At 57.3% G+C, this 15074-nt stretch carries 7 protein-coding genes and 1 riboswitch; of the genes, 6 read left to right on the forward strand and 1 reads right to left on the reverse strand.

The annotated features are described in order from the left end of the window. Positions 1 to 73: 73 nt before the first annotated feature. Entirely contained in the window at positions 74 to 1510 is a 1437-nt protein-coding gene (locus BEI65_RS12435) for a capsule assembly Wzi family protein (protein ID WP_099063608.1), read from the forward strand. 62 nt (positions 1511 to 1572) lie between these two features. Here BEI65_RS12435 and pgi read toward each other — a convergent pair whose 3' ends face one another. After that, a complete protein-coding gene (gene pgi / locus BEI65_RS12440) occupies positions 1573 to 3219 on the reverse strand; it encodes a glucose-6-phosphate isomerase (protein ID WP_099063609.1) in 1647 nt (548 codons plus the stop codon). Between the two features lie 272 nt (positions 3220 to 3491). Here pgi and BEI65_RS12445 point away from each other — a divergent pair, with 272 nt between their 5' ends. The 5 genes from BEI65_RS12445 (at position 3492) to BEI65_RS12465 (ending at position 15007) form a co-directional block, all read left to right on the forward strand. Further along, positions 3492 to 5300 (forward strand): sodium:proton antiporter, encoded by a 1809-nt coding sequence (locus tag BEI65_RS12445; RefSeq protein ID WP_099063610.1) that lies wholly within the window; start codon positions 3492 to 3494, stop codon positions 5298 to 5300. Between the two features lie 52 nt (positions 5301 to 5352). After that, positions 5353 to 5546, forward strand: a riboswitch (Lysine riboswitch). A gap of 108 nt (positions 5547 to 5654) precedes the next feature. Continuing rightward, positions 5655 to 7022, forward strand: a complete 1368-nt coding sequence (gene lysC, locus BEI65_RS12450) for a lysine-sensitive aspartokinase 3 (protein ID WP_099063611.1) — start codon at positions 5655 to 5657, stop codon at positions 7020 to 7022. Positions 7023 to 7166: 144 nt separating this feature from the next. Continuing rightward, positions 7167 to 8084 carry a ketopantoate/pantoate/pantothenate transporter PanS gene (panS, locus tag BEI65_RS12455; protein ID WP_099063612.1) on the forward strand — a complete coding sequence of 306 codons (918 nt, stop codon included), beginning with the start codon at positions 7167 to 7169 and terminating at the stop codon, positions 8082 to 8084. Between the two features lie 385 nt (positions 8085 to 8469). Then, positions 8470 to 10146: a ShlB/FhaC/HecB family hemolysin secretion/activation protein gene (locus tag BEI65_RS12460; RefSeq protein ID WP_099063613.1), complete on the forward strand. Its 1677-nt coding sequence runs from the start codon at positions 8470 to 8472 to the stop codon at positions 10144 to 10146. 49 nt (positions 10147 to 10195) lie between these two features. Beyond that, the gene (locus BEI65_RS12465) at positions 10196 to 15007 is read left to right on the forward strand and encodes a hemagglutinin repeat-containing protein (protein ID WP_099063614.1); all 4812 of its coding nucleotides are present in this window, start codon (positions 10196 to 10198) and stop codon (positions 15005 to 15007) included. The last annotated feature ends 67 nt before the right edge of the window (positions 15008 to 15074 follow it).

Here is a 15074-nt window from a genome sequence, read left to right on the forward strand (position 1 = left end):
AAATGTCAACTATGATGGGTCATAGATCTTTACATAAAACAAACAACTCGAATTAACAAGGGAATATTTATTTATGCGCGCTAAACTTAACGGACTGGTCGCCGCAGGCCTGTTTACCTGTGCATTAAGCAGTCATGCCAGCGGATTGGTCACCCCTGATAATGATCTGCGTAATGACCTGGCCTGGCTATCCGATCGCGGCGTCATCAACGTCAGCCTGTCGACCTGGCCGCTGAGTCAGGAAGAAATCACCTCCGTTATTTCCCAGGCCAAGCCGGTAACCAATACCGAGAAAAATGTCCTCGACCGAGTTCAACGCCGCGTCGGTGACTTAAAAGCCAATATTCGCGTCAGCGGCTACGCTGCCACCGACAAGCCGGGCACGCCGCAGGGCTTCGGTCAGAACCAATATGCAGACCAAAGCCTGACCGTCGGTGCCGGTGCCAACGGCGAGTTCTGGGACGTGCGCGTCCAGGGATCGGTTGAGGGCGATCAACGCATCAGCGACGGCTCCAAATTCAACATGAATGGCTCCTACGGCGCAGTAAAAGTCTGGAACCAGTGGTTATCCTTCGGTGAAGTATCCCAATGGTGGGGGCCGGGCTATGACGGCAGCCTGATCCGTTCCGATGCCGCACGCCCGGTTGCCGGCTTTATGCTGCAGCGCGCCGACCAATCGCCGTTTGAAACCCCTTGGCTGTCGTGGATTGGCCGCTGGCAGTATCAACTTACTGCTGGCCAGTTGTCACAGTATTCTTCGGTACCACACACCAAACTGATCGGCGGTCGTTTGACCATGATGCCGACCAACTTCCTCGAGCTGGGTGCTTCGCGCATCATGCAATGGGGCGGTGAGGGTCGTCCGCAGTCCTGGAGCTCTTTCTGGGATGCGTTTTCAGGCAATGACAACGATGATTCCGGCCAGGGCAACGATCCGGGCAACCAGCTTGCCGGTTTCGACTTCAAGCTGAAAATGCAGCCGCTGATTGGCCTGCCGGTCAGTTTGTACGGTCAGTTGGTGGGTGAAGATGAAGCCGGCATGCTGCCGTCGCAAAACACCTATCTGCTGGGCCTGGAAGGTCACCCGGAATGGGGCCCAACCACCATCAACTGGTATATCGAAGGTGCTGATACCCGCGCCGACATGAACCGTAAAAACTATGTTTACACCCATTACACCTACAAAGGCGGCTACTACCAGCAAGGCTATCCGCTGGGTCATGCGATGGGTGGCGACGGGCAGATGCTGTCCGGCCGTGTAGAAATGGTACTGGATGACGGCCAACGCTGGAGCACCCGTTTGGTGTACGCCAAAGTGAACCCGAACAGCCAGTCGATTAACCAGGCATTCCCGAAATCCGACACGCTGAAAGGCATTCAGTTGGGCTGGGGTTACAACTTCGATTCACAGGTCAAGTTTGACACCAGCCTGTGGTACACCGATAACAACGCCAGCACCGCTGACGACGTGGGCGCAGGCATCAGTTTCGAAGTGCCGATCAATCTGTAATCATTCAGACGTAAAAAAACCCGCCGCGGCGGGTTTTTTATTGGCATCAATTCAGGCGGTAATTAACGCCATGCTTTGAAGCGGTTGATCAGTGCATTGGTTGAGCTGTCATGGCTGCTGACTGCTTCGTCACCGGCCAGCTCCGGCAGGATACGGTTAGCCAGCTGTTTGCCCAGCTCCACGCCCCACTGATCGAAGGTGAAGATGTTCAGGATCGCGCCCTGGGTGAAGATCTTGTGTTCATACAGCGCAATCAGGCTGCCCAGGCTGAACGGGGTGATCTCACGCAGCAGGATGGAGTTGGTCGGACGGTTGCCTTCAAACACCTTGAATGGCGCCACGTGCTTGACCTCTTCCGGCGTTTTGCCCTGTGCAGCGAACTCTTCTTCTACCACGTCCAGCGACTTGCCGAACGCCAGCGCTTCGGTCTGCGCGAAGAAGTTCGACAGCAGTTTGGCGTGGTGGTCGCTCAGCGGGTTGTGGCTGATGGCCGGTGCGATAAAGTCGCAAGGTACCAGTTTGGTCCCCTGGTGAATCAACTGGTAAAACGCGTGCTGACCGTTGGTGCCTGGCTCGCCCCAGATGATTGGGCCGGTCTGGTAATCCACCGGGTTGCCGTTGCGATCGACATATTTACCGTTAGATTCCATGTTGCCCTGCTGGAAGTAAGCGGCAAAACGGTGCATGTACTGATCGTATGGCAGGATAGCTTCGGTTTCTGCACCGAAGAAATTGTTATACCAGATGCCGATCAGCGCCAACAGCACCGGCAGGTTTTGCTCCGCCGGGGTTTGCGCGAAGTGTTTGTCCATCGCGTGCGCGCCGCTCAGCAGCTGCTCGAAGTTCTCGTAACCCAGTGACAGTGCAATCGACAGACCAATCGCCGACCACAGGGAATAACGACCACCGACCCAGTCCCAGAACTCGAACATGTTGGCGGTATCGATACCGAACTCACCCACTGCCTTGCCGTTGGTAGACAATGCCGCGAAGTGTTTCGCTACGTGTTTTTGATCGCCGGCAGTGCTCAGGAACCAGTCGCGCGCGCTGTGGGCGTTGGTCATGGTTTCCTGGGTGGTGAAGGTTTTGGACGCCACCAGGAACAGGGTGGTTTCCGGGTTTAGCGGCTGCAGCGTTTCGGCGATATGGGTGCCGTCAACGTTGGAGACAAAATGCATATTCAGGTGGTTCTTGTAAGGGCGCAGCGCCTCGGTCGCCATATAAGGGCCGAGATCCGAACCACCAATACCGATGTTCACCACGTCGGTAATGGCCTTGCCGGTGTAACCTTTCCAGTCACCGCCAATCACGCGGTCACAGAACTGTTTCATTTTGGCCAGCACCGCGTTCACTTCCGGCATTACGTCTTTGCCGTCCACAATAATCGGGCTGTTGCTGCGGTTACGCAGGGCAACGTGCAGCACCGCACGGTCTTCGGTACGGTTAATTTTCTCACCGGCAAACATGGACTTGATCGCGCTTTGCAGATCGGTCTCTTTCGCCAGTGCCTGCAGCTTCTCCAGGGTCTCCGCGGTTATGCGGTTTTTAGAGTAGTCCACCAGCATCTGATCGTTGAAGGTGGCGGAGAACTTGGAGAAACGCTCACTGTCCTGAGCAAACAGATCGCTGATCTGCACATCTTTCATCTGTTCAAAATGTTGCTGCAGGGCTTGCCAAGCAGCGGTTTGACTAGGATTGATATTTTTCATAGCAACACTCTTAGGCTTGAGAATAAAGGTGACGTGGTTGTCCGATTGTAGCCTGTTCGACTGTGATTATGATCTCTTTTCTTGCGATAGGCGCTAACTGTCAAACGCCGCCGCATCGTTTCAGCTCTTCCCCTATACTTTTGGATAACAGCCTGTTATCAGGGTTAGTTAACTGTCACTAAACTGTGTCAGGTTATCACCACGTCATTGACGTAATTAGGCGAAGGATGCGCGGCCAGCAGGCTGCGCTTTGAAACACGAAGGACATGACTATGGAATTATCTGCCCCGTTGATGTTAGTGGTTATTGGCTTGAGTTCACTGCTGGCGCAGTGGTTGGCCTGGCTGTTGCGCCTGCCGGCCATTCTGCCGCTGTTGGTGTTTGGCGTGGTGTTGGGGCCGGTGGTGCATCTGGTTCAACCGGACGCGTTGTTTGGCGATCTGCTGTTCCCGCTGGTGTCGCTGTCTGTCGCCATTATTCTGTTTGAAGGAGCGCTGACGCTGCGGGTCGAGGAAATACGTGGCCTCGGTGGCGTGGTGCGCAACCTGGTGACCATCGGCATGCTGATGACCTTCCTGGTGATCGGCGTGGCCTGCTGGTGGCTACTGGACTTTCCGCCCGAGCTGGCCGCGCTGATCGGTGCAGTCACGGTGGTTACCGGCCCAACGGTCATCGCCCCGCTGATGCGAGTGGTACGGCCCAACGCCAATATCAACCAGGTGTTGCGCTGGGAAGGCATAGTGATCGACCCGGTCGGCGCTATCTTCACCCTGCTGGTGTTTGAATTTATCGTACTGAAACAACATTCCGAGTCCTATACCCATCTGTTCTACACGCTTGGGATCACCGCTGCCGTCGGCCTGGTGGCCGGTGCGCTGTTCGGTTACCTGCTGGGTCTGGCGCTGCGCCGCGTCTGGTTGCCGGGCTACCTGCAGAACCTGGCGGTGCTGGCGATCATGCTGACCGCTTTTGGCGTGTCCAACGCCATTGCCGACGAGTCCGGTCTGCTGACCGTCACGGTAATGGGTATCTGGCTGGCCAATATGCGCGATGTGGATACCAGCGACATACTGGCATTCAAGGAAGAGCTGTCGGCGATCCTGATTTCAGCGCTGTTTATCATTTTGGCGGCGCGGCTTGATATCCAGGCGCTGTGGAATATGGGCTGGCCACTGCTGGGCCTGCTGCTGGTGGTGCAGTTTATCGCCCGACCGCTGTGTATTGCGGTGTCGACCTGGCGCTCTTCCCTGCACTGGCGCGATCGGCTGCTGCTGTGCTGGATTTCGCCGCGCGGCATCGTCGCCGCGGCGGTCAGTTCGCTGTTCGCCCTGACCTTGCAGCGTAGTGGCTACCCGGGAGCCGATCGGCTGGTAACCGTGGTATTTGCCGTGATCATCGGTACCGTGGTGCTGCAAAGCCTGACCAGCAGCATGATGGCGCGCTGGCTGCGGGTGCAGCAGCAAAAACCGCGCGGGGTGTTGATCGTCGGCGCCAACAGCGTGGCGCGTATGCTGGCGCAGGCGTTGATAAAAATGAATATCCCGGTGATCGTCACCGACAGCAGCTGGGAGTATTACCGCCAGGCGCGCATGGACGGTATCCCCGCCTATTATGGGCATGCTTACTCCGAGCATGCCGAGAACTACCTCGATCTCAGCGATACCGCGCAGGTGTTGGCGCTGTCGCCTAACCGCCATCAGAATGCGCTGGCGGTCTATCACTTCGGCCATATTTTTGGCGAAGGACAGGTATTCGCCATCCGCTCCGGTGCACCGCTGAAAGGCCGTGGCAACAGTGGGGAAAGCTCGCGCTTCCGTCGGCATGAAGTTTTGTTCAATCAAGAAGCCACCTACGGCCGGTTAAGCAGCCTGATCGCCCACGGTGCCACCATCAAGGCTACCAAGCTGAACGAAAACTTTGGCTGGCTGGAATATATTGAAAAAAATCAGGGGATTATTCCGTTATTTAGCCAACGGGAGGATGGCACTCTGCAACCCATTGGTACCGGTTTCGTCCCGGCGATGCCCTGTACGTTGATTGCGCTGGTGCAAGATGAAAATCCCTCAACGTCCGGACGTTGACAGCAGCGTGATTACCGGCTATTCCTAACAGCCTACTTGCGCACCCGGTGCGCAAGCCAGAAGAGGTGCGTCGCCCAGGTAGAGTGTCAGAGGAGCCGTTTTCCGATGACGGCACTTGAGGGGGAGCGACGCCGAGGTAAGGTGATGTACGGCATTCATCGTATCGACTACAGGGGCTGAATCCTCTGGGTTGTCACCAGGGATTGTCCGTAATGACAATCAGCAAGGTGGGGCGCTTCTGGGTGTATCGTAGCTTTAACCCCTACGCCTGCCCCCGTTTATCGCTCCTCCCTTGTGCCAAGGCTATGAAAAAAGCGCTCTCTGAATAGAGCCACCCTGACACGAGGTTTTTACATGAACCAAGCAGCACCCCAGAATTCCACCGTTGTCGCCAAATTCGGCGGCACCAGCGTTGCCGACTTTGAAGCCATGAACCGCAGCGCCGACGTCGTACTCTCTAATCCGGAGGTACGCCTGGTGGTCTTGTCCGCTTCCGCGGGCGTCACCAACCTGTTGGTGGCTCTGGCCGAAGGCAGCGATGCCGACAAACGCCATTTCCAGCTCGATGAAATCCGTCGCATCCAATACGCCATCCTCGATCGCCTCGATAACCCGACGGTTATTCGCGATGAAATCGACCGCATGCTGGAAAACATCGCCATGCTGTCCGAAGCAGCTGCGCTGGCAACCTCAACGGCCTTGACCGACGAGCTGGTCAGCCATGGTGAACTGATGTCTACCCTGCTGTTCGTTGAGATCCTCCGCACCCGCCAGGTACAGGCAGAGTGGTTTGACGTGCGTAAAGTGATGCACACCGACGACCACTTCGGCCGTGCTACACCAGACAACGCGGTGCTGAAACAACTGGCCCTGTCGCTACTCAAGCCACGCCTGCAAGAAGCGCTGGTGGTCACTCAGGGCTTTATCGGCAGCGAGCCGAAAGGCCGTACCACCACGCTGGGCCGTGGCGGCAGCGATTACACCGCGGCACTGCTGGGCGAAGCGCTGAGCGTCAGTCGGGTGGATATTTGGACCGACGTGCCAGGCATCTACACCACCGATCCACGCGTGGTCCCGTCAGCAAAACGCATCGATAGAATCACCTTCGAAGAAGCGGCAGAAATGGCCACCTTCGGCGCGAAAGTGCTGCATCCGGCCACCTTGCTGCCGGCCGTGCGCAGTGATATTCCGGTGTTTGTCGGTTCAAGCAAAGATCCGGCCGCCGGGGGAACTTTGGTGTGTAACACCACCGAGAACCCGCCGCTGTTCCGTGCGCTGGCACTGCGCCGCAAGCAAACCCTGCTGACGCTGCACAGCCTCAACATGCTGCATGCCCGTGGCTTCCTGGCCGAAGTGTTCAACATTCTGGCCCGTCACAACATCTCGGTGGATCTGATCACCACATCCGAAGTCAGCGTGGCGCTGACCATGGACACCACCGGCTCTACCTCTACCGGCGGCAGCCTGCTGACCACCTCATTGCTGACCGAGCTGTCATCACTGTGCCGGGTAGAAGTCGAAGAGAATCTGGCGCTGGTGGCGTTGATCGGCAACAAACTTTCCCAGGCCTGCGGCGTGGGCAAAGAAGTGTTTGGCGTGCTCGACCCGTTCAATATCCGCATGATCTGTTACGGCGCCAGCAGCTATAACCTGTGCTTCCTGGTACCGGGCAACGACGCGGAACAAGTGGTACGTACCCTGCACCACAATCTGTTCGAATAAACTATTATCATCCCTTGCGGGCGCGGCATGCTGCGCCCCTACATCTAAAAAATCAGTTCATAACCGTAGGGGTTCAGTCCGCTGAACCCGCAAAAAAACACAACTCCACCCCATCGTTCTATTTGGCTAAGGAAAACCGCATTCATGCTGGCAAAATTTACCCGATTATTCCCCCTGTGGGCGGTGCTGCTCGCCGTCGCCGCCTACTTCACCCCCACCACCTTTACCGGTATTGGCCCCTATGTCAGCCCGTTGTTAATGCTGATCATGTTCGCCATGGGCGTCACGCTGCGGCTGGATGACTTCAGACGCGTGCTGTCCCGCCCAGGCCCGGTGGCCGCAGGGATCTTTCTGCATTACCTGATTATGCCGCTGGCGGCCTGGCTGTTGGCGATGCTGTTCCACATGCCACCGGATCTTTCCGCAGGCATGGTCCTGGTGGGCAGCGTTGCCAGTGGTACGGCTTCCAACGTAATGATCTATCTGGCCAAATGCGATGTGGCACTGTCAGTGACCATCTCGGCGGTCTCCACGCTGGTGGGCGTCTTCGCCACGCCGCTGCTGACCCGCCTGTATGTCGATACCGAGATCAGCGTCGATGTCATGGGCATGCTGCTGAGCATTCTGCAGATCGTAGTGATCCCGATTGGCCTGGGGTTGATCGTCCATCACACCTTTACCAAAACCGTCAAACGCATTGAGCCCATTCTGCCGGCGCTGTCGATGGTGTGCATTTTGGCGATCATCAGTGCCGTGGTGGCCGGTAGCCAAAGCCATATCGCCTCGGTCGGGCTGGTGGTGATCATCGCGGTGATCCTGCATAACGCCATCGGGCTGCTGAGCGGTTACTGGGGCGGCAAGCTGTTTGGCTTTGACGAATCGACCTGCCGCACGCTGGCCATTGAGGTCGGCATGCAGAACTCCGGGCTGGCGGCGACGCTGGGCAAAATTTACTTCTCACCGCTGGCCGCACTGCCGGGTGCCCTGTTCTCGGTGTGGCATAACCTGTCCGGCTCACTGCTGGCGGGTTACTGGTCCGGTCGGCCGATCAACAAAAAATAATTACACCCTGGGGCACAAATGACTGTGCCCCACCCCTTCTGCGAAATTTCGTATTTCCCACTGGTCGGATTGTCAGAATTACCCTCATCCTCTATTATCCCCCGACAAAATAAAAATTCAGATTCTTCCTATCCGTGCCGATAAAGTTTAAATGGCGGAGGAGTTAATTACTTTTTTTAGTTAATTAACTCAAGGGAGCTGAAAATTAAAACAAGCAGCCTAATTATTATTTAGATATACACCCACCGTCTTAATTTGCCTGTGGCAAGTCGAGATATCACGCAATGTGCTTGTCGCTCGCTATTTCGGGCCGGCCGCTGGCCGTCCGTATATTGACCTCATGGACTGAGCAGGCCGCCCCGGCGGCTTCTCATAATGGATTACAATGATTAAAAAAACCGCCGCTCTGGTGCTGCTGTTCAGCACCGCGATCCCTGCCGCTACCCTGCCGGAAATGGAGCATTTCTCGCCGATGGGCGAATCACGCCGCGCCTTGCAAGACGGTTCGCGTGAAGTGAATCAGCAGATCGAGCAACGACGCTACCAACAGCTTAAACAACAGCAATTACTGGCAGAACCCGAACCCGCGCCACCGGCACTGCCACGTTCTGCCCAGTGCCTGCCCATCGGCGGCGTGTATCTGCAGGGCATTACTCTGCTGTCGGCGAAAGATTTGGCGGCACTCAGCGCATTGCCACAGCGTTGCATCAGCAGTAATGACATCAACCGTCTGACCCGCGAACTCACCCGTTTATATCTTGATAAAGGCTATATCACCGCCCGCGTACAGTTTATTCGCCCCAATGCCGAGGGCGAGTTGGGCCTGCGGGTCACCGAAGGATTTATCGAAAAAATAGAAGGGGGAGATCGCTGGGTTAACAGCCAGTTATTATTCCCAAGACTGGAAGGTCAACCGCTGAAATTAACTCAGCTCGATCAGGGATTGGATCAGGCCAATCGTTTGCAATCGAATAAAACCCGATTGGATATATTGCCGGGTAACCAAACCGGCGGTTCTATTATTCGGTTGCACAACCAACATGCCAAACCCTGGTTGCTGTCTGCCACCCTGGACAATTATGGCCAGAAAAATACCGGCCAGTGGTTGGCGCGCAGCACGGCAACGCTGGACAGCCCGTTCGGCCTGTCGGACTTTGTCAGTCTGAACATCGCCGGTACGCTGAAGGATCCGTCACAGCGCTACAACCGCGCCTATACCCTGCTCTATTCCCTGCCCTATGGCGCTTTTACCTTCAGCGGCTTTGCCAGTTATTCGCAATACATGAACCGCCAGCAGTTGGTGTTCAACAGCTATAAGCTGCACGGTCAGACCCAGCAGTATGGTCTGCGCGGAGATTATGTGTTTTACCGCGATCGCGATCAGATCAACGCCCTGAGCGGCCAACTGACCCATAAGCGCATCAATAACTATTTCGAGAACGTACGTATCGGTCTCGGCAGCCCGACGCTCAGCCTGTTCGAACTGGGGGTTAATCACCTGCAGATCCTGCCTACCGGGTTGATCAGCGCCAACCTCAGCGTAGAGCAAGGATTGCCGTGGTTCGGTGCCGATCGCCACAGCGGTGCCGGTCTGCCCGATGCCCAATTCACCAAGGGCAAGCTGTTCACCAATCTCACTCAACGCTTCACCCTGGCCGGTTCCAGTTACCAGCTCAGCAACCTGCTGTACGGGCAATACAGCCGCGATCGGCTGCCCGGCGTGGAATGGCTCAGCCTGACCGACCGCAGCGCGATCCGCGGTTTCAGCCGCAGCACGCTGTCCGGCGATAACGGCTGGTATCTGCAAAATACCCTGTCCCGCAGCTTTAATCTGGGCCAAAGCACCCTCACCCCTCGCCTCGGCGGCGACGTCGGCCGGGTGCTGCCCCGTGACAACCGACCTTCGGGCTGGCAAAGCAGCGCCGGACTGAGCGCCGGCGCCACCCTGCGTTATCAGCGCGCCATCATTGACGTCGAAGCCAGCCGAGGCTGGCAGCTGTCCAGTCATACCCTGCCGGACGACCCGATCCAGGTGCTGGCCCGCTTCTCGTACACCTTTTAGTCAGTTGTTTTTTTTGCAGTACCACACGGCGATATACGGAGATACATGGATGAAAAATAATAACTTCAGGCTTTCGGCCGCGGGCAAGTTGGCCGCTTCACTGGCGATCATTCTCGCCTCACTCGGCAACGGTTACGCCGGTGATATTGTGGCGGCCAATGGGGCTAACGGCCCCGGGGTTTCCACCGCCGGTAACGGCGCACAGGTGGTGAATATTGTCACACCGAATGACCACGGGCTGTCGCATAACCAGTATCAGGATTTCAACGTCAACCAGCCCGGCGCGGTGTTGAATAACTCACGCGAGTCCGGGCTGTCTCAGTTGGCCGGTCAACTGGGCGCCAACCCGAATCTGAACAGCCAGGCGGCCAGCGTGATCCTCAACGAAGTGATCAGCCGTAATCCGTCGCTATTGCACGGCCAGCAGGAAATCTTCGGCATGGCGGCCGACTACGTGTTAGCCAACCCGAACGGCATCAGCTGTGACGGCTGCGGTTTTATCAATACCAGCCGCTCGTCACTGGTGGTGGGCAACCCGCTGGTGGAAAACGGCATGCTGCAGGGCTACAGCACGCTGGGTAATCGCAACACCCTAAGCCTGAATGGCAAACTGAACGCCGATGGCATACTGGACTTGATTGCCCCGCGCATCGACAGCCGCGGCGAGGTGATCGTCACTGACAAAAATGACAAGGCGGTGTCGGCTATCAACGCTGTCACCGGCAATAACCGCGTCTCACGCGACGCGCAGGTGCTCAGCAGCCAACAACCCTTGAGTGCGCTGGACAGCTACTATCTTGGCAGCATGCAGGCCGGACGCATCAACATTATCAACACCGCAGCAGGCAGCGGCGTGAAGCTGGCGGGCAAGCTGCATGGCAGCGACGAGATCCGGGTGAAGGCAGACAACATTCGTGCCGAAAGCCAGATTAGTGATGACAGCAGTAGCCGTAACAGCGGTGAGAACTACCAAAACTATCGCGGCGGCATCTACATCAACGACCGCAACACCAGCCAAAAGCTGGCCCGCACCGAGCTTACGGGCAAAAATATCAGCCTGCTGGCCGATAACAGCAACCATCTGACCGCCACCGATATTCGCGGCGAAGAGGTTACTTTGCAGGGAGCCAGCCTGACGCTCGACGGCCAGCAACTGAAGCAAACTCAGGGCCATACCAACGACCAATGGTTCTACTCCTGGCAGTACGACGTCACCCGCGAGAATGAACAGCACCAGCAGGTCGGCAGCAGCGTCAGCGCCAGTAAAAATGCCACGCTGACCGCCACCGCGCAGGATGTGAGGCTGCTCGGTGCCACTGTCGGGGCCGGTAACTCGCTGAAAATTGAAGCCAAACGCGATGTACAGATCGCCGGGCTGGTTGAGCGGGAGAAAACCAGTGAACGCGGTTATCAGCGTAACCATACCTCCAGCCTGCGAACCGGCAGTTGGAACAACAGCAATGAAACCGAAAGCCTGAAGGCCAGCGATTTGCATGCCGGGGGGGATTTGACGCTGAGTGCCGGTAACCGTGTGCAGGCTCGGGGGGCAAAAGTGTATGCAGCGCGCGATCTGACAATCAATGCCAACGACCAGATCAACATCGACGTGCAGAAGACCGCCAACGCCAAATCGGTGCGTGACAATAAAACCTCATGGGGCGGCATCGGCGGCGGCGATAACAAAGACAACAGTCACCACCACGAAGTCAGCAACGCTTCCGACCTGACCGCCGATGGCACCCTGTGGCTGAACGGCAAACAGGGCGTAACCATTACCGGCAGCAAGGTCAAAGGCAGCCAGGGCGGTTTTGTTGAAGCCAGCGCCGGGGGCCTGCGGATTGATAACGCGCTCAGCACCAACGTCGACAAAATCAATGCCCGCACCGGTACCGCCTTTAACATTACCAGCAGTTCGCAAAAGTCCAACAACAGCCACCAGCAGTCCACCGCCAGTGAACTGGTTTCCGATACCAGCCTGCAACTGGTCAGCAAACAGGATACCGACGTGGTGGGCAGCAAGGTAAGCAGCGCAGGCAAACTGGACATCCAGGCCGGTGGCAATCTCAATGTCAGCGCGGCTGAGCAGCAGCAACGTATTGACGAGCAGAAAACCGCGCTGGCGATCAACGGCTATGCCAACGAAAAAGGCGATAAACAATACCGCGCCGGTTTACGCATAGAACATACCAGCGACAGCGAGAAAACTACCCGCAGCGAGCAACAGTCGTCGATGTTGAGCGGCGGCAGCGTGACGTTGAAGGCGGATAAAGACGTGACCTTCAGCGGCTCCAAACTGGTGACCACCCAGGGAGACGCCAGCGTCAGTGGCAACAACGTCGCCTTCCTGGCGGCTGACAACAAGACCACCAGCGACACCGAGCAAACCAAAGTCGGCGGTGGGTTCTATTACACCGGCGGCATCGATAAAGTCGGCTCGGGTATTGAAGGCGGTTACGAGAACAGCAAAACGCACTCGCAAAGCAGCAAGGCCGTCACCTCAGGCAGTGACATAAAAGGCAACCTGACGATTAGCGCCAATGACCAACTGACTCAGCAAGGTGCACAGCATCAGGTTGGCGGTAAATATCAGGAAAATGCCAACAGCGTGGCCCATCTGGCCGCCACGGACAGCGAAAGCAGCAATACCCGCAAAACCGACGTCGGCGTGGATATCGGTGCCAACGTTGATTACAGCGCCATCACCCGCCCGGTTGAACGCGCCGTGGGCAAAGCCGCCAAGCTGGACGCCAACGGCGTGATTAACGATATCGGCAGCATCGGTCTGCCAAACGTCGGGATCGACGTCGCTGCCAACGGCGGCAGCAGCGAAAACAGTAACAGCAGTTCGCAGGCCGTGGTCAGCACCATTAAGGCCGGGGAGATTGCGGTTAACGCTGGCGGGGAACTGCAAGATCGCGGGACCCAATATCAAACCACTCAGGGTGCCGTAACGCTGAAGGCGGACAGCCACCGCAGTGAAGCGGCGGAAAATAGCCAACAGCAGAGCCAAAGCGATACCCGTGGCGGCGCCAGCGTGCGCGTTTACACCAATACCGGCAATGACCTGAACGTCGACGGCAAAGGAGAAGGCGGCAACAAACATAGCGCCAGCACCAGCAGCCAGGCCGTGACCGGCAGCATCACCGCCGCCAATGGCATCGACATCAACGTTAAGCAGGATGCGGTTTATCAGGGCACTTCACTGGATGCCGGCCAGGGTAAGGCTCAGGTGAAAGCCGAAGACGGCAACATCCGTTTCGAGCAGGCTACCGACCGCAGTCATGAGAGCCACAACGGTTTCAATGTCAAAGTGTCGGCCAAAGGTGGCTCCACCCCGGAGACCAAAAACTTCGGCGTTGGGCTGGGCGGCGATCGCAGCGTGGGGGAAAGCGACGGCAGCAGCGCACAGGTTAGCCACATCGGTGGGCAACAGGGCGTAGAACTGGAGGCCGGGCATGGGCTGACGCTGCAAGGCAGCACGGTCACCAGCCAGGGCGACGTTACGCTGAAGGCAGGCGATAAGGTGGCGCTACAGGCAGCCGAGTCGCACCAGACGCGTAAGGACGATACGCTGTCAGGGAATATCGATATTGGCGGTAACAGCACCGACAGTGACAAAAAAAGCGCGGGCGGCATTTCCCTCGGCGGTGCATTTGACATCGCCAAGGTCGATGAATCTTCCACCACCCGGCAGGGCGGAAAAATCACCGGCGGTGGCGCAGTAAACATTACCGCCAAAGGCAGTGACGACCAGGCGTTACACCTGCAGGGGACCGAGGTTAAAGGCAACAGCGTCGCGCTGAATGCCGGACACGGTGGAGTAGTCTTGGAATCGGTGCAAAATCAGGAGCAGAAAAACAACTGGAACCTGGGGCTGAAGGCGAACGCCAAAGGCGGCCAATCCTTCAACAAGGACGCCAACGGCAAGGTTGATACCACCAGCGGCAGCGATACCCATACTCTGGGTGCCGGGGTAAAAGTCGGCGTCGACAAACTGCAGAAAACTACCCAGGGCAACAGTCTGATTAACGCCAACGAAGTGACGATCAACAGCGGTAAAGACACCACCCTGGCCGGTGCCCGGATCGATGCCGAACGCGTACAGGGCAACGTCGATGGCAACCTGCACGTCGAGAGCCGCAAAGACAGCGAAAGCAGCGTTAAGGTCAATGTCGACGTCGGTCTGAACCATACCAACGATCCGGCCAGCAGCATCACCTCCAAACTGTCGAAAGTGGGCACTCCGCGCTATGCCGGTAATGTGAAAGAGAAGCTGGAAGGGGGTATCAACAAGGTCGCTGACGCCACCACCGACAAGTACAACAGCGTGGCCCGTCGTCTTGATCCCAAACAGGACACCACCGGCGCGGTTAGCTTCAACAAGGCCGATAGCAAAGTGACCCTGCCGGAAACCCTGGTGGGTGAAAAAGAGCAGGCACCGCTGTGGGATCGCAGCGCTCGCTTCCTCGGTAACAAGTCCAAAGAGAGCCTGACCGGCCCCGCCGGGCTGCAGGGTCAGTTCAAGGTCAACGCCGACGTGGTCAATAACGATGCGGTTGGCGTGCAATCCGCCATTAGTGGGAAAAATGACGTGACGCTGAACGTGCAGGGCAGCACCCACCTGACCGGCGCTGAGATCCGCAGCCAACAAGGTGAGGTGACGCTGGGTAACGGCAAGCTGGAACAACGGGACGTGGCGGGCAGCCGTTATCAGGGTGGCGGTCACCTGGATGCGGCCGCCTCTGCCGGTGGACTGTTGGGGATCGCCGGTAAAAGCGTGGTGAATCTGGAGACACCGGTCGGCGGCTACGGCAATAGCCAGACTGCCGATGCCAAGGCGGGTGTTTTCTCAGGTAAATAACTGGCGGTAAATAATCAAAATCATGCCCCCGGTTCAGCCGGGGGCATTTTTTTGTGCCCAGAAAACC

This window comes from Serratia sp. BW106, assembly GCF_002607755.1.
Lineage (GTDB): Bacteria > Pseudomonadota > Gammaproteobacteria > Enterobacterales > Enterobacteriaceae > Serratia > Serratia proteamaculans.

Coding starts and splice junctions, on each gene's coding strand:
- BEI65_RS12435 (WP_099063608.1), top strand. CDS start 74: ATGCGCGCTAAACTTAACGGACTGGTCGCCGCAGGCCTGTTTACCTGT.
- pgi (WP_099063609.1), bottom strand. CDS start 3,219: ATGAAAAATATCAATCCTAGTCAAACCGCTGCTTGGCAAGCCCTGCAG.
- BEI65_RS12445 (WP_099063610.1), top strand. CDS start 3,492: ATGGAATTATCTGCCCCGTTGATGTTAGTGGTTATTGGCTTGAGTTCA.
- lysC (WP_099063611.1), top strand. CDS start 5,655: ATGAACCAAGCAGCACCCCAGAATTCCACCGTTGTCGCCAAATTCGGC.
- panS (WP_099063612.1), top strand. CDS start 7,167: ATGCTGGCAAAATTTACCCGATTATTCCCCCTGTGGGCGGTGCTGCTC.
- BEI65_RS12460 (WP_099063613.1), top strand. CDS start 8,470: ATGATTAAAAAAACCGCCGCTCTGGTGCTGCTGTTCAGCACCGCGATC.
- BEI65_RS12465 (WP_099063614.1), top strand. CDS start 10,196: ATGAAAAATAATAACTTCAGGCTTTCGGCCGCGGGCAAGTTGGCCGCT.